Consider the following 22,871-nt stretch of genomic DNA (forward strand, 5'->3'; position numbering starts at 1 on the left):
GGGGGAAGAGAAGCAAGGTGGAAGGCGGCGGTGAAATCCTGCGCCGTAACGCCGGCTAGAGTGTGCTGGCGTTCAGCTGGATGGGCAGCCGCAGCAGCTTTCGCTGCAGCACCAGACAGCAGCCGATGATTCGATCCCGGTCCTGGTCCGGAATATCTTCAAAATGGTAGGCCACCTCGTAATTGCCGTCGCCGGTTTCCCGCGAGCGCACTGGACGGGCCAGTACCGACATGGTACCGGGATGGCCGGCCGGCAGGGTGATTTCGAGTCTGATCGGCTCGTCCAGCGACGGTTTCTCGGGAAAGACGGCGAGGATGCCGTTGCCGCTGATATCGAGCGTCCTGCCGGCGAGCGACCATGGGGACTCTTCCGTACCGGCAACCTCCGGCGGCAACGGCCTGGCGATCACGGCGATGCTGGCATCGACGCGAAAGTATTCCCGCATCCGGCTCTGGTCGAGCCCATTGATCCGCACCATCTCCAGGACCCGTTCAGTCTGCACAGCCCTGATCCTGGCCTCAAGCGGGAGGTTCGGCCTCCCCCCGTCGAAGCTGAGGATCGCCGTCCCCTTGAGATCGAGCGACGCGACAGGCAATGTTCCATCGTTGAAGTGGAGATTGAAGCCGGGAGGGGTGGTTTCCCGGTAGATGCAATGCGCCCGCAGCATCTCCTTCGAGGCGAGGAGGGGCAGAAAGACGTGGACGGGCTTGTTGTCGACAAGGGTTTCGAGGGTATCGCTTCCTGATGTCATGGCCGTCGGTTCGAGAAGAGGTTGGTCGGGTGCACCGAACGTCAACATCAAACCATTGTTTTGTCAATAATTCAAGGCGAGAAACGGCATTTTCTGCGACAGGTCCGGTTCGGTCCCGCCCCGGTTGCCTGCGTCTGATCCCCTGCCTGCGGCCGTCGAGTTCTCCTTCGAAGACCTGACAGGGCCGTAGGGTAACCATCGCCCCCGGACGCGGCAGTTCTTCCGGGGGCCCCGGCGTGCATCACCTACGCCATTTTCCGCTTTTCATCCCGGATCCGGGGCCGCGACTTGATCGCGGTGCAGACCGAGATCCAGCGGGAGAGTTGTTCCTCGCTGTCAATCAGGCCGGTGAGGAGGATCAGCATGTGTCCGTCATGGAGACAGACGCCTTCGACCTGGCCGAACAGGTCGGCTCCATGATCGGCAAGTCTATGCAGCACTGTCTCGACGACGTCTTTCGACGCGGGAATGGCTCGATCCGACTCCTCCAGGGGGCTGCCGATGTCGGCAAGCCGTTCCGAGGCGAGGATCAGAAAGGCATGGTTGTTGACGGTCAGGCGGGATTCGGCGAGCGGGTCTTCGGCCCGGTGGCGACGAACCAGTCCCTCCCCGGTTCGGGCGGGCGGAACCTTGCTTCTGAAGGCCATGAGCGTCGCGTATCTGGCCGTTTTCTCGAACAACAGCAGATCCATGCCTTTCGTCCGGGTCCGTGTTCGGCGCACGACGCTGGCGATAAAGGTGTCGGGGGCGATCTCCAGTACATTCCTCAACCTGGGATTGAACCAGGAGAGTTTGTTGGGGAAGAGGTCGGAGTGGGCCATTTCCGGGGTGAGAGGCAGGTGGCGCTTCTGGGCGAAGGCTTGACGGGTCTTTCGGCAGCGGATGGATTTCAGGACCCCGAAAAAGACGGCGGGGGCGCCGGTCAGCAGCCAGATGCCGGTCAGGATCGCGACGATGGTGCGGAGGCCTTGCCCGGACGGCAGCTTTCCCTGCTTCCAGGGACAGGCCGATAAAGTAGAGCGGGAACGGATAGAGAAGGTAGCCCGAGGCCAGCAGCCATCTGCCGAACGCGCCCGGGAGAAAAAAATCGTTGAGCCGCCGCTTCCGGAAGATCACCGGAAGGTCAAGACCGGAAAACAACAGGATGGCGCCGATTGTCCCCTGCATGATCTATCCCCCTGTCGCTGGTGTCCGGATGTTCGCCCGGAAGATGTCCATCCGATTTACCTTTGTCCTCCCGCCGGCATGGTCCGAACCGGAAGATCCCGGCGGCTGTGAGACCGCGGTCCGCCGCCGGCAGAGGGGCGTCGATCGGTCTGTACTTTGCCGTCATCGCCATGGAACGCGGTCATTTCCACGCCGGGGTCAGAGGGCATAGGCGATGTGTCGATTCCATGGGAACGGCCGGAGGAAAGGAGGGGACTTTTCCACCGGCGACAGCGCGATATCGTGGTCAGGCAACTCCTAACCAAGGGCCGTGCCTCACCCCTTGCCGGTGCATTGGATGCCGGAGTCCTGCAGTTTTTCGACATTGGCGCCGAAGGGGGCGGCGGAGATCTGTTCCCGATCGCCGAGGATCAGGGTGGCGGCCAGTTCGGCGGCATCGGTGATGATCTCCCGGCAGTGGAGGGCATGGTCGCGGCACAGCCACTGGTCCTGCCACTGGGCGGTGATCTCGCGGCAGAGGGTGTGGCCGTATTTTTCCTTCAGTCTGTTCGGGATCTGGTTGAAGATCCGGTACAATCCCGGCCTGCCGTAGAGCTGGCGGGCGGCTTCCTCCATCGCCGCCTTCCGGTCCTCGTTGTCCGGCAGTTGGCTGCGGCCGTGCACCGCGCCGACCGCCAGCACCGCCCCGCTCACCGCCCCGCAGGTATCGCCGAACAGGCCGACGCCGCCCCCGAACCCGGTCGCCAGCCGCAGCACCTCCCGCGGCAGGCCGGTGTCAACGTGCTCGAGGACGGCCTCGAGCACGCATTCGGCGCAGTTGAAGCCCCGGGAAAAATTTTTGCGTGCCCTGTCCCGTATCGCCGTGATCTTTTCAGTCTCGTTCATTTTCTGCTCCTTGATGGCTGGTCGAGGTCCAAAACGGATTTTTCCCTGTCACAGTACCGCACTCCGGGATGATCGCAACCACAATCTTGCCGGGGAAGGTTGGAAAGCGAGGCCGGAGCGGGATCTCGGCATCTCGGGGTCCGGCTGGCTATGCCGATGATCGGGGGGTTGGAGGCGGTAAGCGGGGCATCGCCCCCCCCGGCGGTGATCGCGGCAGGGGGTGCGGATGAAACCCGGGGGCGTGTTGGCGAAGATGGAAAAACTCGCTTGACAGTCCCTTGTCGCCCGAGTAAACAATTTTTACCAAATTGATGCATACGGCGACAATCATATTAAATATATTAATAAAATATATTTAATATTAGTATATTAACAATAATCATGATAAGTAAATAATATTTATTAACCCCCATGGAGACCCAACCTGCAAGCAATCCGCCGGGCAAACTGAAGATCATCAATGCCATGCGGACCCTGCTCGATGATCGGACCTTCGAATCCCTCACCATTTCCGAGATCGCGGCCGCCGCCGGCGTCACCGAGGGGCTGATCTACAAATATTTCAAGGATAAGCGCGATCTGCTGCACCATGTCCTCAAGGAACACTACGAACATTTTCTGGTGCAACTCGACCGCGATCTGCAGGGGATCGACGGTGCCCTGAACAAGCTCAAAAAGATCATCTGGTCGTCGATCGAACGCTACGCCAACCACCGGGTGTTCGCCCGGATCATCCTGCTCGAGGTCCGCAACTCGGAGGAGTATTTCCGCAGTGAGGCCTATGCCCTGGTCCGGCAGTACAACCGCATCCTGATCGATATCATCAACGAGGGCATCGCCAACGGCGAGATCCGCGACTCCCTGCCCCCGGCCTACATCCGCAACGCCATCTTCGGCGCCATCGAGCATTCGTGCCTGAACCGGGCCATTTTCAACGAACCGGTATCGACCAACGAGGTGGCCAGGATCATTACCGATCTGCTTTTTCACGGGATCAAACGCTGACCGGGCCTCCCCCGGCCTGGAAGCTGCTGCGATCACCACAGCAACATATCTCAACCCGGTGCCGCACCGCTGACGTCAGCCGGGGGCAGGCATCGAACACAAAAGAGAGGAACAGAATCATGAAAGACGTAGTCATCGTATCCGGCTGTCGGACCGCCATCGGCGCCTTCGGCGGCACCCTCCGCGACCTCAACGGCGCCACCCTGGCCGCAGTCACCATGAAGGAAGCCATCCGCCGGGCCGGCATCGATCCGGTCCTGATCGACGATATCCGCTACGGCTGCTGCATGGAGTCGTCCGACACCCTCAACGTGACCCGGGTCGGCTCGCTGCTGGCCGGCATCCCGGACACCGTGCCCGCCGCCACCGTCAACCGGGTCTGCATCTCGGGGATGGAGGCCGCGATTTCGGGGATGGCGATGATCCAGGCCGGCATGGCCGACATCATCCTCGCCGGCGGCACCGAGCATATGTCGAGTGTGCCCTATTCGGTGCCGGGGGCCCGCTGGGGCTGCCGGATCCAGGACCAGACCTTCGTCGATGACCTCATCCATGCCCTCCACTGCGGCTCCCGTCTCATCCCCCACCCCGAGGACGGGCCGGTCGACTCCACCAAGGCGCCGCTCAGCCTGTTCGTCGGCAAGCCCTATATCATGGGGCACACCGCCGAATTCATCGCCCAGCACCTCGGCATCACCCGGCAGGAGATGGACGAGGTCGCGCTGCGCAGCCACAATGAGGCGGAGCGGGCCACCCATGACGGTTCCTTCGCCGACGAGATCGTGCCGGTCGAGGTCCCCCAGCGCAGGAAGGCCCCACTGATCTTCGACAAGGACGAGCATTTCCGCCCCGGCATGACCATGGAGATGCTGCAGAAACTGCCGCCGGCCTTCGTCCCCAAAATCGGCACCGTCACCGCCGGCAACTCCAGCGGCATCAACGACGGGTCGACGGGCATGATCCTGATGTCGGCCGACAAGGCCAAAGAACTGGGCCTGCAGCCCATCGCCAGGATCAAGGCCGTCGCCCGGGGGGCCTGCCATCCGTCGGTCATGGGCCTGTCGCCGGTCCCGGCCGTCCGCAACCTGCTCCAGTCTTCCGGCCTGACCATCGCCGATTTCGACCTCGTCGAGGTCAACGAGGCCTTCGCCGCCCAGTACCTGGGCTGCGAGAAGGAACTGGGGCTAAACCGGGAGATCACCAACGTCAACGGCTCGGGCATCGGCCTGGGCCACCCGGTCGGCTCGACTGGCGCCCGGCTGATGGTGACGCTGATGTACGCGCTGAAAAAACGCGGCAAGTCCCTGGGGTTGGCCACACTGTGCGGCGGCGGCGGGGTGTCGATGGCCTGCGCCCTCGAGATGCTGTAGGGCGGCAGCACGGAAGGCCGTCTTCGGGGCGGGTCCGAATCGGGCGACATCGCCATCACCGTGATCGGGCTCGACCATCGGCGTCGGGCGGAGGCGTTCAGGGGGATTTTCAGCTAACCGTCCCGCCTCTGCCGGGACATGTGGAGACAATTGACGATGGGTCACAGAATTTTCAATGGCGGCGAATACCTGGTGCAGGACATCGACTGCCGTGAGGTGTTCACCCCGGAGGATTTCACCGATGAGCACCGCCAGATCGCCGCGACCACCGAGCAGTTCGTGGCGGCTCAAATCCAGCCGGTCAACGCCGGGATCGAGGCCGGGGATTTCGGCCTGGTGGTGCGGAAACTGAAGGCCTGCGCCGAACTGGGGCTGATGATGATCGATGCGCCGGAGCAGTACGGCGGCCTCGAACTCGATAAGGCGACCAGCATGCTGGTCATGGAACGGATGGCCTTTGCCCGCAATTTCGGCCTGAGCTATATGGTCCAGACCGGGATCGGCATGCTGCCGCTGATCTATTACGGCACCGCCGACCAGAAGGAGCGCTATCTGGGCCGGCTGATCCAGGCGGAGCTGATCGGGGCCTATTGCCTGACCGAGCCGGGCTCGGGGTCGGACGCCCTCGGGGCGAAGACCACGGCGACGCTCTCCGGGGACGGCAGGCACTACATCCTGAACGGTACCAAGCAGTTCATCTCCAACGCCGGCTTCGCCGACCTGTTCACGATCTTCGCCAAGGTCGACAAGGTCCATTTCACCGCCTTCCTGGTCGAGCGCAGCGCCGCCGGGCTGACGCTTGGTCCGGAGGAAAAGAAGATGGGGATGCACGGCTCGTCGACCCGCCAGGTCATCCTCGATCAGGTCCGGGTGCCGGTGGAGAACGTGCTGGGCGAGGTCGGCAAGGGGCACAAGATCGCCTTCAACGTCCTCAATGTCGGCCGCTTCAAACTCGGGGCGTTCTGCGTCGGCCAGCAGAAATATGCCCTGGCCGAAGGGGCGCGCTATGCCAACGAGCGCCGGCAGTTCAATGCCCCGATCAGCAGTTTCGGGGCCATCCGCGAGAAGCTGGCCGAAGTCGCGGCCATGACCTTCGCCGCCGAGGCCGTCGTCTACCGACTGGCGGGGCTGATCGACGAGCGGCTGGCGACCATCGCCAGGGGGACCGAAAACTATTACGTCGAATACCAGAAGGGGATCGAGGAGTACGCGGCGGAATGCGCCCTGACCAAGGTCTTCTGCAGCGAGGCGGCGGCCCGGGGCATCGATGCGATGCTGCAGGTGCACGGCGGCTACGGCTACATCGCCGAGTACCCGATCGAGCAGTTGTACCGGGATGAGCGGGTGCAGCGGATCTATGAGGGGACCAACGAGATCAACCGGATACTGATCCCCGGCCTGCTGCTGCGCAAGGGTATCGGCGGGACGGGGCTCGAGCCGGCGTTTGCGGCCGCCGGCGGCCGTTTCGCCCCGGAGAAGCAGCTGCTGCAGGCGATGAAACGGATATGGCTCGCCCTCAGCGATCGTACCGTGGCGCGGTTCGGCGCCGAGGTCGCCAGTGAACAGGAAATTCTCCTGGCCCTGGCCGACGCCGCGATCCAGATTTTCGCCCTGGAGAGCGCCGTGCTGCGGGCGGAAAAGGCGTTGAAGACGGCAACGGAGCAGCGGCGGCAGGAGTATCGGGCGGTGGTGACGCTGTGCGCCTTTGCGGCAAGACAACAGTTTGCCAACGCCGCCGACAAATGTGCGACGTTTCTTGGGGATGATTCGCCTCTTGAGGCAATGGGCGCGGTAACGGCCTACAGAGCAAGCGGCCTGCTGGCGGCCCAGCGCCTGATCGCCGATGCCGTTAGCCGGGTGGAAAGGTATATCTTCTAAGCATTACTCTGTCTGCTATCCCTGCCAGGATCGTTTCCGATGGGAGTACGGCCCGCACCTGCAGCTTGGACGAAGCCGCCCGGTGCCACCTGGGTTGGAGACTGACGAATACCGAGGATATTCCCGTCGCTGGAGGAGAGCGGGAATAGGTTGACTTTGAATGCCGGCAGGTCGCATACTGAGCTGATCAACAGTCGCCGCCACGTTTGCGCCATCACACACAATCATGAGGCCACCCATGCCTGTCCTGACCGATCTCATCGCCGCCGCCCGTCGTGAGCAGACCGTCGACCTGCTGGTGCGCGATGTCCGGCTGGTCAATGTCCTGTCCGCCGAGATCCATCCCGCCCACATCGCGGTGAAAGACGGGATCGTCATCGGCTTCGAGGAGTATGAGGCCGAGACCGTGGTCGATGGCGGCGGCCGTCACTGCGTCCCCGGCCTGATCGACGGCCATATCCATATCGAGTCGACCCTGCTATCGCCGCCGCGTTTCGCCGCGGTCGCGGCCCGCCATGGCACCGCCGCCGTGATCTGCGACCCGCATGAGATCGCCAACGTCATGGGCGCCGCGGGGATCGAGTATATGCTGGCGGCCAGCGCCGGGCTGCCGCTGTCGGTATTCGTGATGATGCCGTCGTGCGTGCCGGCCACCCATATGGAGACCTCCGGCGCGGTCCTGACCGCGGCCGATGTCCGCGACTTCCTGGCCCGCTATCCTGACCGCATTCTCGGTCTGGCCGAGATGATGAACTATCCCGGGGTGCTGGTCGGCGATCCCGAGGTCCTGGCCAAGCTGGCGGCGGCGCAGGGGTTCGTCATCGATGGCCACGCACCGCTGTTGCAGGGGCCAGATCTCAACGCCTATATTCTCGCCGGCCCGGGCAGCGACCACGAGACCACCACCGTTGCCGAGGCCAGGGAGAAACTGCGCAAGGGCATGCACCTGTTCATCCGCGAGGGAACACAGGAACAGAACATGCATGAACTGGTGCAGGTACTGAACGACGGCAACAGCCACAACACTTCGTTTGTCTGCGATGACCGGCTGGTCGACGACCTTGTCGGCCACGGCCACCTCGACGAGATCCTGCGCAAGGCAATGGCGGCGGGGGTGCCTCCGGTCCGGGCGGTGCAGATGGCGACCATCAACACCGCCCGCTATTTCCGGCTCCATCGCCGCGGGGCGCTGGCCCCGGGCTGGCGCGCCGACTTTGTCCTGCTTGACGATCTGCCGAACTTTGCCATCGCCGACTGCTACCTCACCGGTCGGCGGGTGGCGGACAGCAGCTTTGCCGCCGCCGCGCCCTTCATCGCCAACACCATGCGGGTCGCCAACCTGCAGGAGGAGGCACTGCGCGTGCCCGCTGCGGCCGGCAGGCTGCGCACCATCGGGGTCGTCGCCGGCCAGATCGTTACCGACCAACTGCTGCTGGAACCGAAGATCGTCCGCGGCATGGCGGTGGCCGATCCGGAGCGCGACCTCGCCAAACTGGCGGTGTTCGAGCGGCATCAGGCCAGCGGCAGGGTCGGGCTCGGGTTCGTAACCGGGCTTGGCCTGCGGCGGGGCGCCCTGGCGGGCACTGTGGCCCATGACTCGCACAACCTGATCGTCGGCGGCATGAGCGATGCCGATATGATCGCCGCCGCGAGGGAGGTGGTGCGCATCGGCGGCGGGTTGGCCGTCACCTGTGACGGCGTGGTCCTCGCCTCTCTGTCCCTGCCCATCGCCGGGCTTATGAGCGATGCCCCGGTGGAAGAGGTGCAGACTGGTCTGCAGGCCATCAACGATGCCCTCGGTCGGCTGGGATATGCCCTCGGCAGTCCCTTTGCCGCCCTTTCCTTCCTGGCCCTGCCGGTGATCCCGGCGTTGAAACTGACCGACAGGGGATTGGTCGATGTGAACCGGTTCGAGATCGTGCCCCTGTGGACGGAGGGCTGATACCTCTGCTGCCGGGTTTCCGCCCCGGCAACAGCCGATATCCGCCGTGGTCCCCGTCTGCGGCATCAGTGTTGGTGAAAAGACGGGGATGAAGGATGACCCGATAATTCCTTGCCTCCGCCGCTTCCACCGCCTGGGGATGGCGCTGAGTTGACTTTGCCGGTGGTAATCAGGTATCTATATGATTGATATCGATCCGTGAGGATCGAAGACAATCTCTGCGCACGGCAGAATCGGGATGTATGTAAACCTTCAAACAAAGGAGAATTGTTATGAAAAAGTTGGCAATTGTTGCGGCATGTCTGCTCCTGATGGCGAGCTATGGGTGCAACAGCGAGGAAGCGAAGAAAGAGACCGTTGAAAAAACCCAGGAAGCGACGACAACCATCAAGGAAGCAGCGGTTGAGATGAAGGACAAGGCCGCGGAAACCGCAAAAGAGGCGGCGACCGCTGCCCAGGAGGCCGCGGGTGAGGTAAAGGAGAAGGCCGCGGAAACCGCAAAAGACGCAGCGACCGCTACCCAGGAGGCGGCAGGTGAGGTCAAGGAGAAGGCGGCGGAGGAGGCCAAGGAGGCGGCGACCGCCACCGAGGAGGCCGCAGGTGCAGTGAAGGAGAAGGCCGCCGAAATGACCAAAAAACCGAAGCCCGAAGGCTGCTGAGACAGGGGGCGCAACCGCACCGTTGCCCGGCTGTCGGGAGCCAATGACGGTCGGGCAGGGAGGTTGCGGGTTACTTCACCCCGGTCCACTCCACCAGCGGCTCGACCCACTCCCGGTAAGGCTGGTAGATCAGGCCGTGGCCGAGATCGAGACCGACGACGATTTCCTTGAATTCCCCCAGTCCCTGTGAGCGCTGAAAATACAGCGACGGGGTCATCGACAGTTTTTCGGCCCGGTCATGGATCGAGAGGACATGGCCATACAGCTTCAGGTCCGGATCCTGGAGGCATTTTTCGAACAGGCCGGCCAGAAAGACGAAATGTATCTCCTTATTCTGGAGCATGGTGGAGATGTAGGCGGTGATGATGCCGCCCTTGGAGGCCCCGGCGACGGTGATGTTGGCTGGTGCGACCCCGTGCGCGAGGAGCCCGTTGATCTGGGCGGCGATCTTTTCGGCATAGGGCTTGATCCGGGTTCCCTGTGGCCGCGCCTCGCTGATGACGACGAAGCCCCTGCCGGCCAGTTCCTCCAGGATCAGCTGGTATTCATAGTATCCGTGTTCTTCACTCCTGGGGCGGATTCCTGCCTCTTCGACGATCAGGCCATGGAGATAGAAGAGGTAGCGGCTGGAGAGGTCGGGTTCGTCTGGCGCCTGCTGCAGGATGCTGGTATTCATGGTCTGTTGTTGCCTCCGGTTCGGTACGGTTTCTGCCTCTCTGGATCTCACATGCCGAGGATACCGGAGAGGGGATGATCTGTTGCTGTTTCAGTGGAACTTCAACCGGGCTGCAGTGGTATTCCGATCAGCTGACACACTGGAGTCGGCATCGCAACGCGGTCCTTCTCTTTATACCAAAAATCTCGGCCTGAGGTCTGTCGAATAGCAGAGATCCAGTGTTTTTTTCTGAAGACGGGCGACGGGGGGCAGGAATCCATTTTTCCCGTCCCGCGCATGGACGGTTCACCAACCCCAATGGGATTGTATGAGTGAAAAGGTATGCTTGATCGAGGCAACCAGAAACGAACCGGATCGATCGCTGTGCAGCCGGCTCAACGCTCTGATCGAGGCGGAAGACCTGCTCGACTGCATTGCCGACCAGGATATCACCGCCGTCAAGACCCATTTCGGCGAATCGAAAAAGCTGGGATACGTCCGTCCGCTCTACCTGAAGATGCTCGGAGAAGCTATCAGGAGCCGGGGCGGGATGCCGTTTCTCACCGAGACCTCGACCCTGTACAAAGGCAATCGGAGCGATGCCATCCGGCATATCGCCCATGCCCACGGCCAGGGCTTCACCCCGGCTGCGACCGGCTTGCCGATCATCATGGCCGACGGCCTGTTCGGCGACGAGGAATGCATCGTCCCGATCGAGGGCAGGATCTATTCGTCGGTCCATCTCGCCGCCCTGTTCGCCGAATGCAATGCCCTGGTCGTCGTCTCCCACTTCACCGGCCATCTCGCCGCCGGTTTCGGCGCCACCCTGAAAAACATCGGCATGGGCTGCGCCAGCCGCAAGGGCAAGCTGGCACAGCATTCGACGGCCAAGCCGAAGATCGTCAAAAAGAAATGCACCGGTTGCGGCACCTGCATCCGGTGGTGCCCGCAGGAGGCCATTGTCCTTGAGGACAAAAAAGCTGCGATCGACAGCGGCAGGTGCATCGGCTGCGGCGAATGCCTGGCGATGTGCCGCTTCGATGCGGTGAAATTCGACTGGGGGGCGACCTACGAGGATCTGCAGAAGAAAATCGTCGAGCATGCACTGGGAATCTGCTCCCTGTTCCCGGAGAAAAGCCTGTTCGTCAACGTCCTGACCCGGATCTCCAAGGACTGTGACTGCATGGGACACACGTTCAAGAAGATTGTCCCGGATATCGGCATCCTGGTGTCCCGGGATGCGGTGGCGCTGGATGCGGCATCGCTCGATCTGGTGGAGGAACGGGCCGGGAAAACGCTGCCGCAGCTGGCGTACGACATTCCCTACCGGTTCCAGCTCGATTACGCCGGCGAGATTGGTTTCGGCAGCCGGGAGTATACGCTGGTCCGGATGTGAGCAACGCCCTCGGCGCCGAGCCGCGCTCCCCGGGGGCTGGCCGGTGCCGTCCCGGCCTCCAGCCCATTGCATCACGTGCCGTCGCATCGGTTTGCCAGTCGCTCTTCATGTCATCTCTTCCCTCCTGATCAGCCGCCTGCCGGGGTCTCCCCATTTGATCATCGGCCATCAACCGTGATATCACCGTCATAGAGCTTCATTCCCGTCGGAGATGGTTGCCGGAGACCGACCGTTTTTCCGGCAATGGCATAAAATCCAATGATTATTATATTTGCCTTGAGGCGGAACCGGCGGGCGGTGCCGGAGGTGCCGACAACTGAAGAAAAGAGGAAGCGCCGGAGGCGGTGATCGAACATAAATACCATGGAAAATTAATGAGGTAATCCATGCAGGTACCGTTACAGATTACATTTCGGAACACGGACAAATCAGAGGCCCTTGATGCCGAAATCCGCAAACGGGTTGACAAGCTGAACCGGCATTATCCCGGTATCATCAGTTGCCGGGTGGTGGTCGAGGCCCCGATGCTGCATCACCAGAAGGGTGGCCTGTACAAGTTACGCATCGATATCACCTTGCCCGAGGGCAAGCTGGAGGTCAACCGGGAACCGGACGCCAGGAATCAGGCCCACCAGGATCCCTATGTGGCCCTGCGCGATGCCTTTGCCGCAGCTGAACGCAAGATCGACCAGTTTACATCCCGGCGCAAGGGCGAGGTCAAGATCCACGAGGAGACGCCCTGCGGCAGGATCTCCCATCTCTATCCAATGGAAGATTACGGCCTGATCACCACTCCCGACGACCGGGAGATCTACTTTCACCGCAACAGTGTGCTCAACGCCGATTTCGACACCCTGAGCGTCGGCGCTGCGGTCCAGTTTCACGAGGAAGACGGCGACAAAGGCCCCAAGGCAAGCAGCGTGAGGATAGCGTAATTGCAGTCGAGTTCCCCCCTCTTCGCGATGGGGGAGGCCGATGATGCCAGGTGCGGCGTGGATGGAGAGGCGGCGGCGACGTCGCTGGCGGGGGTTTGGCCAGGGTCCCGGGGGTAGTGGTGGGATGATCGAAGGAGGCTTGCCCTCACGGAAGCTGCAGCAATACGAAACATTCGACTGATTGAGGTTTGCAGGGATTATGGATGATTCGAGCCGTACCTATGAACTGCCGGTCCTGCCGGTAAAAAATACCATTGTCTTCCCGTATGTCATCGTCCCGTATGTCGCCGACCATCCTCGTTCCGTGGCGGCGATCGATCATGCCCTCAGCCGGGAAGACAAGACCCTGGCGATCTTCGCGTTGCGGGACCCGCAGAATGATAACCCCGGGCTGGAGAACCTCTATGCCGTCGGCACCTCGAGTACCGTCCGCCTTCTGGCTCGTGCGGACGACACGGTCCAGGTGTTTCTGCAGGGGATCGAGCGCATCGAAATCACCGATATCGTTTCCCGGTTGACCCACCTCGTGGCCCGGGTCCGCACCATCCCGATGTCCCAGGACCGCGATATCGTGACCGAGGCGATGGTCAGGGAGACCCTGGATCTGGCCAAGCGGTATTTCAGCCTCGCCCACCCCAACATCGATCTCAATATCCCGGAGCTCGTGCGGCCCGGGGCCGATTTCAGCCATATCATCTATCCGCTGGTGCAGATGCTGGTCCTGCCCGTGGAACGCAACCAGGCCCTGCTCGAGGCCTCGAGTCTCAGCGTGGCCATGCATCTGCTGGAAGAGCACCTCCATCACGAGATCCAGATCCTCGAGGTGCGGAAGAATATATCCGACAAGGCCCAGTCAAAGATCTCGAAGAACCAGCGTGAGTACATCCTGCGCGAGCAGATGGAGGCCATTCGCAGGGAACTGGGGGAATCCAGTCCGGCGGAGACCGAATTCGCCGTGTTGCAGCAGAAATTCGAGGACTGCCGGATGCCCGCCGCCATTCACGACGAGGTGGAGAAGGAACTGCACCGCCTGCAGCAGATCCCGATGAGCTCCCCTGAATATCAGGTGGCCCGGTCGCATATGGATCTCGTGCTCGATCTCCCCTGGGATGCGGCGTCCGAGGACAACCTCGACCTGAGCAACGCCCGCACGGTGCTGGATGAGGATCACTACAGCCTGAAGGATGTCAAGGAGCGGATCATCGAGCAGCTGGCGGTGATGAAGCTGAACCCGGAAGCGAAATCGCCGATCATCTGCTTCGTCGGGCCCCCCGGGGTGGGGAAGACCTCCCTGGGCCAGTCGATCGCCCGGTCGCTGGGGCGGAAATTCGAACGCTTCAGTCTCGGCGGGATGTCGGATGAAGCGGAGCTGCGGGGCCATCGGCGTACCTATATCGGGGCCATGCCGGGACGGATCATCCAGGCGCTGCGGCGCACTGGGGTGCGCAACCCCCTGATCATGCTCGACGAGGTCGACAAGCTCGGCCGGGATTTTCGCGGCGATCCGGCCGCGGCGCTGATGGAAATCCTCGACCCGGCCCAGAACAGCACCTTCCGCGACAACTATGTCGATCTGCCGTTCGACCTGTCGCGGGTCTTTTTCATCGTCACCGCCAATACGGTGGACACCATTCCCCGCCCCCTGCTCGACCGGATGGAGATCCTGCAGATTTCGGGGTACGGGGAGGAGGAGAAAAAAGAGATTGCCAGGCAGTACCTCATCCCCAGGCGGCGGTCGGAGGCCGGCCTGACCGCGGACCAGTTCTCTGTCCCCGACGAGATCATCTCCACCGTGATCCAGCGCTATACCCGGGAGGCCGGGGTCCGCGAGCTGGAGCGGATGATCGGCAAGCTGGCCCGCAAGGTGGCGATCCGGTTTGCCGAGGCGATCACCGAGCCGGTGACGATCGCCAGGGAGGATCTGCCGGAGATGCTGGGGCCCGAGCGCTTCTTCGTCGAGAAACTGCGCCGCCGGCTGCCGCCGGGCGTGGCTACCGGACTGGCCTGGACCGAGGCGGGGGGCGACGTGCTCTATGTCGAGGCCATCAACCTGCCCGACGAGAAGAACATCATCCTCACCGGCCATCTCGGCGAGGTGATGAAGGAATCGGCGATGGCGGCCAACAGTTTCCTCCATGCCCGCAGCGAACAGTACCGGCTGGCGATCCCCCCGGGAGCCGTGCACATCCATGTCCCGGCCGGCGCCATTCCCAAGGACGGCCCCTCGGCCGGGGTGACGATGGTGGCGGCGCTGGCCTCGCTCTACAGTGGCCTGGAGACCCGCAGCGATACCGCGATGACGGGTGAGATCACCCTCAGCGGGCTGGTCCTGCCGGTGGGCGGCATCAAGGAAAAGGTGCTGGCCGCCAGACGCTCCGAGATCCACCGCATCGTCCTGCCCGCCGACAACCAGCAGGACCTGCAGGGGCTGCCCGAGTATGTCAAGGCGGGCATGGAGTTCGTGTTCGTCAGCAGCATTACGGAGGCCCTGGCCGCGGTCATCCCCGGCCTGGCGGGAGAATGAGAGGGGCGCCCTCTGCCGGATCGCAGCCGACACCGCGGTTGAGAGCCTTCAATCATGATCCGGGCGCGCTTGGCGGCGGGGCAACAGGGGAATTGTAACGTCCGGGCGCGGAGATAGCTCTCCGTTCTGAGTCGCTTCAGTATATCATTGTACCCAAGAGGTTGGATACACGATCATGCATACCGATGAATACGAGATATCCATAGCCCGCGAGGTCAAGCACTGCGAGCAGGTGGTGGAGAAGATCGAGAAGAAGTTGAAGCAGCGGCGGCAGCATTTCGGCTGCGACTACCCGGAGGCAGCGGCGGCGGCCGGCGGGCATCTGGCCATCGATGAACGGGAGATGGCGAGATGGCGGGACGATGTCGAGGCGCTGCCGATCTGGCAGCAGCGCCTCGCGGAATACCGCCAGGCATTGGCGGTCATGCGGATCTCGGCCTCGCGGTTTGAGTGAACTCGACCCCGATCAATGCCCGCCCGGGAACAGCCATTTACTCAGGAAGTAGAGAATGAACAGCGAACCGACGCCGATGCCGATACTCCATTTTATCAGGGACAACTCCGCCGGCAGCAGCGGTTCATACTCCATTTTTTTCATTTCCTCAGCCAGTTTGGGCTGTTGTTTCTGTTCCATATCCACTTCTCCTTGCTAGATGGTTGGCGGTTTGACGCCATGGAAAAAGAGCCACGAGATGAAGAGGCCGACCCAGATGATGAAGCCGAACAGGCTGATGCAGTAGACTGCCGCCAGCTTGCCGAGTCCCTCCTCCATCAATTTCTTGAAATTGGACACCAGGCCGATGGTAAAGAAGCAGAGGAGGAAGAACAGTCCCCTGAATACATCGCCCTGGCTGCTGGCCGATTTGGCCTTGCCGAGGAAGCTCTTGGGTTCCTTGGTCTTTTCGCCCACCGTTTTCTGCTGGGCCATGACCCCGTCCAGATCCTGCTGCAGACCGGCCAGGGCGGCGGTGTCGGTGGTCGCCTTCATCTTCGTTTCGATGGAGACCTGCGAGGCCTTCAGTTCAGCCAGCTCCTTCTCGGCCGGACCCATGATCTTGGCCGCCGGCCAGCAGATCGCCACCAGGATGGCGAAGGTCAGCACGTAGCCGATGACGAACTTCGGGAAGCGATGCCAGATCTCGGCGGCGTCGACTTTCTGGCCGGGCTTGACGTCGATCTTGGCGCACCAGATGTAGGCCAGCAGAAAGGCCCAGACGCCGATGAAGATATCGATGAACATCTTCACCGTGGTGGCGGTCATCGTGATCCAGCCCTCGGCGTAGTTGATGCCGGCCGCATCCAGGGCCTGGGCCCGGATCAGGGCGTCGGTTATCGCGCCGGAGGCGATGGCGCCGCCGTCGGACTTGACCGCCAGGCCCATCCAGGCGCCGGCGACCAGCGGTTCGGTCCACAGGAAGAACTTGGCCAGGAAGGGCAGGATGACCATCTCCACGGCGACGAAGATGACGACCAGCGACGAGACCATGATCGGCACGATCGGCCGGGCGCGGATGGCGCCGCCGGTGGCGATGGCGGCTGAAACGCCGCAGATCGAGATGCCGGAGGCCAGCGGCGCCGACCACTCACGGCTGAACTTGAAATATTTGCGGGCGATGTAGTAGACGACCGCCCAGTAGATCAGGTAGGCCTCGACGATGGCGCAGAAGCCCCGGAACATGATGTTCGAGGCCAGGCCGAAGGACTCGGCGGCCTTGATGCCGAGGCCGGCGCCCATGATGACGATACCGGTCTTGATGTACAGCTCCGGCCGGGCCGCCTCCTTCATCAGGTTGGCCAGTCCGGGGAAGAAGTTGCCGATGATCAGGCCGAGGATCAGGGCGAGGATGAAGCCGAACTCGCCGCTCATGCTCATCGCCCAGGGGATGCCGAATTTCACCGTCTGCTCCTTGGTGGCGGCGATGTAGGCGAAATGGCCCATGAACCAGCAGAGGTAGCTGAGCCAGAAGGCCAGGGTGAAGCCGATCATGAACCGCGGCACGTTGGCGCCGAGGGCGACCGCACCCATGGTCATGATCGCCAGGGCGAAGAGGTAGGTGAGGACCAGGGACATGGTCGACGACATGCCCTTCTTCTCGAACTGCTGACCGACCTGGTACTGGGAGACATCCCCCTCGACCGTGGCGGTCGCCGTCTTGCCGTCCTTTTTCTTGACCGTGATCTTCTGGCCGTCGATCCTGGTGATCTCGCCGGCGACGGTCTGGTACTTGCTGGAGATCGCGGTGATCGCCTTGCCCGGCTCGATCCAGACGCCGGCCTTGGCCCCCCAGCCGAGCAGATCGACCCCCTTGAACGAGAACAGACTGATTCCGAAAATGACGAGGCCGAGAATCAGCGCCAGCCAGTCCTCGCTGATCCAGCCTCCTCCCTCTCCCGATGTGTTGTGGGTGATATCCTGTGCCATACGCTCTCCTTTTCAGGGTTGTTATGGATTGCCGTGAAAATCCCCAATGGTTTTCACGGATTGTCGCCGTAGACTGATCGTTGCTCCATCGCCCTGTCCCTCCTGCTCCGCATGCCTGGTCAAGACGGACCGGCGGCGCGGAACGTGGCGGCGTTTTCGCCCATCCGGGCCAGGATCTTCTGCAGGGCGACCCGCGACAGACCCGAGATCCGCGCCGCCTCGGTGACATTGCCCCGGGTCAGCGTCAGCAGATCGTGGATATATTCCTGGGTGAAGGCGTTGACCACCTCGGCCTTGGCCTCCTTGTAGGCCACCGGCGCTGATTTGGGGCGGCCTGTGCGGCCCTGGACGGTTTCGGTACGGGGTCCACCCTCAAGCACGGTGTGCACCAGCTGCATGTCGATCCGCTCGCCGGAACAGAACACCGTCAGCCGGCGGACAAAACTCTGCAATTCCCGAACATTGCCCGGCCAGGGGCAGGCCGACAGCCACTGCAGTACCTCCGCCGTCATTTTCTTGTCGACCAGGCCCATCCTGTCGCAGGCCTGATGGAGAAAATAGCGCGCCAGCAGGGGGACGTCCTCGGGGCGTTCCCGCAGCGTCGGCATGGTCAGGGTCAGCACATTGAGGCGATAGTACAGGTCCTCGCGAAAGCGCTTGGTGCTGAGGCAGGCCTCCAGGTCCTGGTTGGTCGAGGCGATGACCCGGACATCGACGGTCTGCGTGTCGCTGGCGCCGACCGGGCGGATCTCGCCGCTCTGCAGGCAGCGCAGCAGTTTGGTCTGGACGGTGGGGCTGATGTCGCCGATCTCATCGAGATGGATGGTGCCGCGGTCGGCGGCGGAGAACAGGCCCCGGTGGTCGCGGTCGGCCCCGGTGAAGGCGCCTCTGATGTAGCCGAAAAGCTCGCTTTCCAGCAGATTTTCCGGAATCGAGGGGCAGTTGACGGCCACAAACGGCTTGTCGGCCCTGGTTCCGATCTGGTGGATCAAGCGGGCCGCCAGCTCCTTGCCGGTACCGGATTCTCCCCGGATCAGCACCGTGTAGTCGGACCGGGCGACGGCGGCGATGGTCTGCCGCAGCCTGCGCATCGCCGCCCCCTCGCCGATCAGCTCGCTCTGCGGATTCTGCCGGGACAGGATCCGGCGGAGGCGGTTGTTCTCCTCCAGCAGGCGAGCCCGCTCGAGTCCTTTGGCCACCACCCGGAACAGCTGCTCCGGCTCGATCGGTTTGGTGAGAAAATCATAGGCCCCGGCGTGCAGTGCCTCCACCGCGGTTTCAATGGTGCCGTAGGCGCTGAGGACCACCATGCTGAGATCGGGGTCGAGCTTGAGGGCCTCGGCCAGCAACTGCATCCCGTTCATCTCCGGCATCCTCAGGTCGGTGATCATCAGGTGCACCTTGTGTGCGGCCAGAATCCCCAGTGCCGCCTTGCCGCCGGGGACGGCCTCGACCTGCACGTCGGCGAAATGGCCGGCCACCAGCCGGGCCAGACCGCGGCCGAAGTCCTGCTCGTCATCGACGATGAGGATCCCCGGCGGGATCTGCCTGCCGGCTTCGGCCGGTGTTGGAACGGACGTCATCATCGCGGCGTCTCCTTGGCGGTTGATGGTTCTGCGGAGATTGGATCGGCGGCAGGCAGGCGCACCGTGAAGCGCGCCCCGCCCAGCTCGGGTGAGTGATCGACCTCGACCGTGCCGCCGACATCGGTCACCATGCCGTAGACAATGGTCAGTCCCAGTCCGGTTCCGGCCCCGATCTCCTTGGTGGAGAAGAACGGATCGAAGATATGCGGCATGTCGGCAGCGGCCACGCCCGGGCCGTTGTCGGCGACCTCGATGGCGACCATCGTCTGGTCGGCGGCGGAGACCCGCACCTGGATCAGGCCGGTCTGCTCCTCGACCGCATCGAGGGCATTGAGCACCAGGTTGCTGATCACCTGTTCCAGTTCGCCGACGCCCATGTGCACCGGGCATGGCCCATCCGGGCGAGCCAGTTGCAGCCGCACCTTTTTTTTCGCCGCCTGCACCGAGAAAACCTCGGTCGTCGCTGCGGCGACGGCGCCGGCGTCGGCGGTGCCCGAGCCGGCGGTCTTGGGGCGGGCGAAGTTGAGCAGATCCTGCAGCACCCGCTGTGCCTGGCGCGTATGCCGTTCGATGATCTCGAGGTCGGCGGCCTGGGTCGTATCGGTCATTGTCTGCCGCAACAGTCCGGTGTAACAGAGAATAACCCCAAGCGGATTGTTGATCTCGTGCGCCAGCCCGGCAGTCAGCTTGCCGATCGTCGCCATCCGTTCGGATTGCCAGACCTGCATCCGCATCCGTTTCTCCATGGTCGTCTCCCGCAGGTAGACGACCGCCTGGTCGATACCGCCGTCCCGGCCGTGGACCGGATAGAGGGCCAGGGCGAAGGATCGGCCGCCCGGCAGGCTGATTTCACGCAGATCGGCGGTCCCGTTGACGATCGTGTCGCGGATCGGGCACCGGGCATCCTTGATGTCGAAGAACAGGGAGAGGACGTTGCCGTCGGTCCGCTCGCCGCCGGTCAGTTCCATGGTCAGCTGTTTCGCCGCCTGGTTGGCGGTCAGCACGGCGCAGCCGGAATCCATCAGCACCAGGGGATCGGAGATGCCCTCGACGATGGTTGCGAGGATGTTCATCTGGCGGAACAGGCCGTCGGTGGCCGACAGGTTCTCGGCGGCAATCCCCAGCTGCCGGCCCAGGGCCTGGAGGATACCCCGGTCATGCAGCGCGGCTTCGGCCTCGGTCCGCCACTGCAGGATCAGCAGTCCTTCGGCGTTGCCGGTGCTCGACTCGACGGGCACGAAGATGCTGCTGTCCCTGGCGACACAGGCGCCGCCGGTCAGGACCTCGACGAAATTGTCGGGCCGGTCGGGCATCTTCGCCGTTTCGGGCCAGACAAAGGAGCTCTGCGATCCCATGGTGCACAGATAGGCGATCCGTTCGGCCGCGAACCGGCTGCAGACCCGAGGCAGGGCCAGCCGCCAGAGTTCGGCCCGAAAGCGGCTGCGGTGCATGTCCTCGAGCAGACGGACGAACAGATGAACATCGGCCCGCCGCGCCTCCACCTCGCGGGTCAGGGCATCCGTGCGCTCGTCGACCATCCGCCGCAGGTTCTCGGCATAATTCTGCAGCTGGCCCCTGGCCACGAACAGGTGCTCGCTCATCTGCTCCATGCCGTCGACCAGTTCCTCGATCTCGTCGCCCTGTTCGAGTTGGTGGAGCAGGGCCTCTCCCCGGGCGTCGGTGATGTTGCGGCGGAATATCGAATTGAGCCGTTTGAGGTTGTTGACCACCAGCACCTTGAAGAGGACGTTGGCGGTGAAAAAGACCAGGAGCACCACCAGGGCGAAGAAAGCGAAGTAGGTGAAGATGGTCCGCTCTATCCGGCCGACGCTGCCGTGCACCGAGATGCCGACGAAATCGACGCCGGCGATATCCCCCTCGTGTTTGCCGAACCCGCGGTCGCCGTACAGTTTGAGCAGTTCGGCGGGCGCATCCTGGGGGCGGCCGTGGCAGTACATGCAACCCTGCTCGAAGCGGACGGGACGAACCATCAGGTAGTATTTTTCGCCGTCGATGAGGCGGTATCCCTGCCACATCTCCCGCGTGCTGTTAGTGCGGAAGTATCCGATCAGTTCGCGTTCGTGGTCGTTGGCCTCGTAATCGGGATTGCGGGCGCCGATGGCGACTCGGCGGAAGATGGTGCCATCCTGCGGCACGTTGAAGGAGGACATGATCCGGCGGGAGATATAGGACGAGGACATGGCCTGGATGACAAAGGCGGCGGGCAGACGCTGGTACATCGTCGGCCGCAGGACGTCGCGGACATAGCGCTGCACGGAATCGACATGGGTGAGGATGATCCTGGCCTTGTCCCGCACCTCCTGTTCCAGCACGTTGCGCATATGCAGATAGAAGCCGAGGGAAGTGGCGATGCCGAGGAGGATGGCGGCCAGCATCAGGCCGGCGATGAATTTGGTGTGGATCCGGTGAGGTTTTGGAAGATGCATGACCTTGTCCCGATTGCCTCGTCACCGGCACGGTTCGTCACCCGGCCGGGAAGCGAGATGTGCTGATTATCACCCGTTGCGCGACAACTTCCGATAGGGGCGGAGCGGCAGACCTCGCCAGTGCCTGAATCCTCGTTTGATGGCTGTGCATTGTGCTGAATCAAAACATGTGCCAACTGTTCAATATTTTAATGTTGTTACAATACGGACAGTTGTCCTGTTCAGGTGTGCCGGCGCCGCATCCTGGAGTTACTATATGATAACACAGGTTGTCACTGGAGTGAAAACATGAGTTGTCACTCTGCGTGGAATCTGCGCCGACCTGGTTCCCTGGAAACAGTCCCTGCGGAGAACATGGCCCTCGTCCCGCCGATGGACGACAGGGCCGCTTGCAGTCGCGGACGGGGAAGGGGCCATGGCCGGCGTCGACCACCTGTGGTCAGGCCGGTTGCGGAGGGTGGAAGACAGCGCAGCGAAAATCCGGCGCCGAGGAAAATCATTCTTGACGAATTCAAATGAATATTTTAAAAATACAATTTAAAAATACGTTTTGTGGGGTCGAGGTGTCATGGGCAGAAAAAAATCAGGCGGAACGAGGGAAAAACTGCTGACTGCGGCGAGCGATGTCTTTGTCGACAAAGGCTTTCGCGATGCGACGGTGGCGGAGATATGCCGCCGTGCCGGTGCCAATATCTCGGCCGTCAATTATTATTTCGGCAGCAAGGAGGCCCTGTACCAGGAGGCCTGGCGCCACTCCTTCGCCGCATCGTGCAAGGTGTATCCCCAGGATGGCGGCGTCGGCGCCGACGCACCGGCGGCGGAACGTCTGCGGGGGCAGGTCAGGGCGCTGATCGCCCGGATTGCCGACAGAGACAACCGCGATTTTTTCATCTCCCAGATGGAGTTTATCAATCCAACCGGCCTGTTGAAGGAGGTCATGGAGTCGGAGATGATCCCCCTGCGCGACAAGACCGTGGCGTTGTTGAAGGAGCTGCTGGGCCCGGAGACTCCCCTCCCGCAGGTCGTGTTCTGCGAGGTCTGCATCATCAGCATGTGTATCCATCCGATCATGATGCAGAAGATCCGGCGGGAGTCCGAGGGGCCGGATGTCATCAGCGACCTCGAGGCCTTCACCGATCACGTGCTGACGTTTGCCCTGGCCGGGATCGCGGCGATCAATTCCAGCCGGCCTGAACCTGCATCTCCTCTCCGCCGCGCCGTCACGGCTGGGGCAATTTCCCGTTGATCA

General features: G+C 62.6%; 19 protein-coding genes. 11 read left to right on the forward strand and 8 right to left on the reverse strand.

The genetic code is table 11. From position 1 onward, the window contains the following. Positions 1–55: 55 nt before the first annotated feature. Together ACWGKN_RS14435 and ACWGKN_RS14440 are read right to left on the reverse strand one after the other, a co-directional pair. A complete protein-coding gene (locus ACWGKN_RS14435; protein ID WP_424256209.1) occupies positions 56–751 on the reverse strand; it encodes a flagellar brake protein in 696 nt (231 codons plus the stop codon). Positions 752–996: 245 nt separating this feature from the next. Next, positions 997–1,572, reverse strand: a complete 576-nt coding sequence (locus ACWGKN_RS14440) for a hypothetical protein (protein WP_452095513.1) — start codon at positions 1,570–1,572, stop codon at positions 997–999. A gap of 61 nt (positions 1,573–1,633) precedes the next feature. Here ACWGKN_RS14440 and ACWGKN_RS14445 point away from each other — a divergent pair, with 61 nt between their 5' ends. Further along, entirely contained in the window at positions 1,634–2,029 is a 396-nt protein-coding gene (locus tag ACWGKN_RS14445; RefSeq protein ID WP_035232015.1) for a hypothetical protein, read from the forward strand. 204 nt (positions 2,030–2,233) lie between these two features. Here ACWGKN_RS14445 and ACWGKN_RS14450 read toward each other — a convergent pair whose 3' ends face one another. Then, positions 2,234–2,803 carry a C-GCAxxG-C-C family protein gene (locus ACWGKN_RS14450; RefSeq protein ID WP_052160216.1) on the reverse strand — a complete coding sequence of 190 codons (570 nt, stop codon included), beginning with the start codon at positions 2,801–2,803 and terminating at the stop codon, positions 2,234–2,236. A gap of 411 nt (positions 2,804–3,214) precedes the next feature. Here ACWGKN_RS14450 and ACWGKN_RS14455 point away from each other — a divergent pair, with 411 nt between their 5' ends. The 5 genes from ACWGKN_RS14455 to ACWGKN_RS14475 all read left to right on the forward strand — a co-directional run bounded on the left by ACWGKN_RS14455 (position 3,215) and on the right by ACWGKN_RS14475 (position 9,657). Next, positions 3,215–3,808, forward strand: coding sequence for a TetR/AcrR family transcriptional regulator (locus ACWGKN_RS14455; RefSeq protein WP_452095514.1), 594 nt, complete (start codon positions 3,215–3,217; stop codon positions 3,806–3,808). Positions 3,809–3,927: 119 nt separating this feature from the next. Then, positions 3,928–5,178 (forward strand): thiolase family protein, encoded by a 1,251-nt coding sequence (locus tag ACWGKN_RS14460; RefSeq protein WP_452095515.1) that lies wholly within the window; start codon positions 3,928–3,930, stop codon positions 5,176–5,178. 156 nt (positions 5,179–5,334) lie between these two features. Then, entirely contained in the window at positions 5,335–7,056 is a 1,722-nt protein-coding gene (locus ACWGKN_RS14465; RefSeq protein ID WP_452095516.1) for an acyl-CoA dehydrogenase family protein, read from the forward strand. Between the two features lie 238 nt (positions 7,057–7,294). Next, positions 7,295–8,998 (forward strand): adenine deaminase, encoded by a 1,704-nt coding sequence (ade, locus tag ACWGKN_RS14470; protein WP_452095517.1) that lies wholly within the window; start codon positions 7,295–7,297, stop codon positions 8,996–8,998. Positions 8,999–9,270: 272 nt separating this feature from the next. Next, a complete protein-coding gene (locus ACWGKN_RS14475) occupies positions 9,271–9,657 on the forward strand; it encodes a hypothetical protein (RefSeq protein WP_424256215.1) in 387 nt (128 codons plus the stop codon). Positions 9,658–9,727: 70 nt separating this feature from the next. Here ACWGKN_RS14475 and ACWGKN_RS14480 read toward each other — a convergent pair whose 3' ends face one another. Next, a complete protein-coding gene (locus ACWGKN_RS14480; protein ID WP_052160294.1) occupies positions 9,728–10,333 on the reverse strand; it encodes a hypothetical protein in 606 nt (201 codons plus the stop codon). Positions 10,334–10,640: 307 nt separating this feature from the next. Here ACWGKN_RS14480 and ACWGKN_RS14485 point away from each other — a divergent pair, with 307 nt between their 5' ends. The 4 genes from ACWGKN_RS14485 to ACWGKN_RS14500 all read left to right on the forward strand — a co-directional run bounded on the left by ACWGKN_RS14485 (position 10,641) and on the right by ACWGKN_RS14500 (position 15,621). Further along, a complete protein-coding gene (locus ACWGKN_RS14485) occupies positions 10,641–11,708 on the forward strand; it encodes a DUF362 domain-containing protein (protein ID WP_035233159.1) in 1,068 nt (355 codons plus the stop codon). Between the two features lie 386 nt (positions 11,709–12,094). After that, complete coding sequence (locus ACWGKN_RS14490) at positions 12,095–12,643, forward strand: HPF/RaiA family ribosome-associated protein (RefSeq protein WP_452095518.1); 549 nt, start codon at positions 12,095–12,097, stop codon at positions 12,641–12,643. A 199-nt stretch (positions 12,644–12,842) separates the two neighbouring features. Beyond that, positions 12,843–15,167: an endopeptidase La gene (lon, locus tag ACWGKN_RS14495; protein ID WP_035233157.1), complete on the forward strand. Its 2,325-nt coding sequence runs from the start codon at positions 12,843–12,845 to the stop codon at positions 15,165–15,167. 175 nt (positions 15,168–15,342) lie between these two features. Further along, positions 15,343–15,621 (forward strand): hypothetical protein, encoded by a 279-nt coding sequence (locus ACWGKN_RS14500; protein WP_035233155.1) that lies wholly within the window; start codon positions 15,343–15,345, stop codon positions 15,619–15,621. Positions 15,622–15,633: 12 nt separating this feature from the next. On the opposite strand, the gene ACWGKN_RS14505 is transcribed toward ACWGKN_RS14500, so the two are convergent. The 4 genes from ACWGKN_RS14505 to ACWGKN_RS14520 all read right to left on the reverse strand — a co-directional run bounded on the left by ACWGKN_RS14505 (position 15,634) and on the right by ACWGKN_RS14520 (position 21,622). Continuing rightward, positions 15,634–15,801 carry a hypothetical protein gene (locus ACWGKN_RS14505; protein WP_424256217.1) on the reverse strand — a complete coding sequence of 56 codons (168 nt, stop codon included), beginning with the start codon at positions 15,799–15,801 and terminating at the stop codon, positions 15,634–15,636. Between the two features lie 15 nt (positions 15,802–15,816). Next, on the reverse strand, positions 15,817–17,589 hold the full coding sequence (locus ACWGKN_RS14510) for a putative sulfate exporter family transporter (RefSeq protein WP_035233154.1): 1,773 nt from the start codon (positions 17,587–17,589) through the stop codon (positions 15,817–15,819). Positions 17,590–17,708: 119 nt separating this feature from the next. After that, complete coding sequence (locus ACWGKN_RS14515; protein ID WP_052160297.1) at positions 17,709–19,172, reverse strand: sigma-54-dependent transcriptional regulator; 1,464 nt, start codon at positions 19,170–19,172, stop codon at positions 17,709–17,711. Next, positions 19,172–21,622, reverse strand: coding sequence for a c-type heme family protein (locus ACWGKN_RS14520; RefSeq protein ID WP_052160293.1), 2,451 nt, complete (start codon positions 21,620–21,622; stop codon positions 19,172–19,174). The genes ACWGKN_RS14515 and ACWGKN_RS14520 overlap by 1 nt, the downstream gene beginning before the upstream one ends. A 568-nt stretch (positions 21,623–22,190) precedes the next feature. Between ACWGKN_RS14520 and ACWGKN_RS14525 the strand changes: the two genes are divergently transcribed. Then, positions 22,191–22,868 (forward strand): CerR family C-terminal domain-containing protein, encoded by a 678-nt coding sequence (locus tag ACWGKN_RS14525; RefSeq protein WP_424256219.1) that lies wholly within the window; start codon positions 22,191–22,193, stop codon positions 22,866–22,868. The last annotated feature ends 3 nt before the right edge of the window (positions 22,869–22,871 follow it).

It is taken from the genome of Desulfoprunum sp. (genome assembly GCF_053613775.1).

Excerpts from the sequence above, each read along its gene's own strand:
- ACWGKN_RS14510 (WP_035233154.1), bottom strand. The coding sequence starts at position 17,589 with ATGGCACAGGATATCACCCACAACACATCGGGAGAGGGAGGAGGCTGG.
- ade (WP_452095517.1), top strand. The coding sequence starts at position 7,295 with ATGCCTGTCCTGACCGATCTCATCGCCGCCGCCCGTCGTGAGCAGACC.
- ACWGKN_RS14520 (WP_052160293.1), bottom strand. The coding sequence starts at position 21,622 with ATGCATCTTCCAAAACCTCACCGGATCCACACCAAATTCATCGCCGGC.
- lon (WP_035233157.1), top strand. The coding sequence starts at position 12,843 with ATGGATGATTCGAGCCGTACCTATGAACTGCCGGTCCTGCCGGTAAAA.
- ACWGKN_RS14515 (WP_052160297.1), bottom strand. The coding sequence starts at position 19,172 with ATGACGTCCGTTCCAACACCGGCCGAAGCCGGCAGGCAGATCCCGCCG.
- ACWGKN_RS14455 (WP_452095514.1), top strand. The coding sequence starts at position 3,215 with ATGGAGACCCAACCTGCAAGCAATCCGCCGGGCAAACTGAAGATCATC.
- ACWGKN_RS14465 (WP_452095516.1), top strand. The coding sequence starts at position 5,335 with ATGGGTCACAGAATTTTCAATGGCGGCGAATACCTGGTGCAGGACATC.
- ACWGKN_RS14435 (WP_424256209.1), bottom strand. The coding sequence starts at position 751 with ATGACATCAGGAAGCGATACCCTCGAAACCCTTGTCGACAACAAGCCC.
- ACWGKN_RS14485 (WP_035233159.1), top strand. The coding sequence starts at position 10,641 with ATGAGTGAAAAGGTATGCTTGATCGAGGCAACCAGAAACGAACCGGAT.
- ACWGKN_RS14460 (WP_452095515.1), top strand. The coding sequence starts at position 3,928 with ATGAAAGACGTAGTCATCGTATCCGGCTGTCGGACCGCCATCGGCGCC.
- ACWGKN_RS14445 (WP_035232015.1), top strand. The coding sequence starts at position 1,634 with ATGGATTTCAGGACCCCGAAAAAGACGGCGGGGGCGCCGGTCAGCAGC.
- ACWGKN_RS14440 (WP_452095513.1), bottom strand. The coding sequence starts at position 1,572 with ATGGCCCACTCCGACCTCTTCCCCAACAAACTCTCCTGGTTCAATCCC.
- ACWGKN_RS14525 (WP_424256219.1), top strand. The coding sequence starts at position 22,191 with ATGGGCAGAAAAAAATCAGGCGGAACGAGGGAAAAACTGCTGACTGCG.
- ACWGKN_RS14450 (WP_052160216.1), bottom strand. The coding sequence starts at position 2,803 with ATGAACGAGACTGAAAAGATCACGGCGATACGGGACAGGGCACGCAAA.
- ACWGKN_RS14490 (WP_452095518.1), top strand. The coding sequence starts at position 12,095 with ATGCAGGTACCGTTACAGATTACATTTCGGAACACGGACAAATCAGAG.
- ACWGKN_RS14505 (WP_424256217.1), bottom strand. The coding sequence starts at position 15,801 with ATGGAACAGAAACAACAGCCCAAACTGGCTGAGGAAATGAAAAAAATG.
- ACWGKN_RS14500 (WP_035233155.1), top strand. The coding sequence starts at position 15,343 with ATGCATACCGATGAATACGAGATATCCATAGCCCGCGAGGTCAAGCAC.
- ACWGKN_RS14475 (WP_424256215.1), top strand. The coding sequence starts at position 9,271 with ATGAAAAAGTTGGCAATTGTTGCGGCATGTCTGCTCCTGATGGCGAGC.
- ACWGKN_RS14480 (WP_052160294.1), bottom strand. The coding sequence starts at position 10,333 with ATGAATACCAGCATCCTGCAGCAGGCGCCAGACGAACCCGACCTCTCC.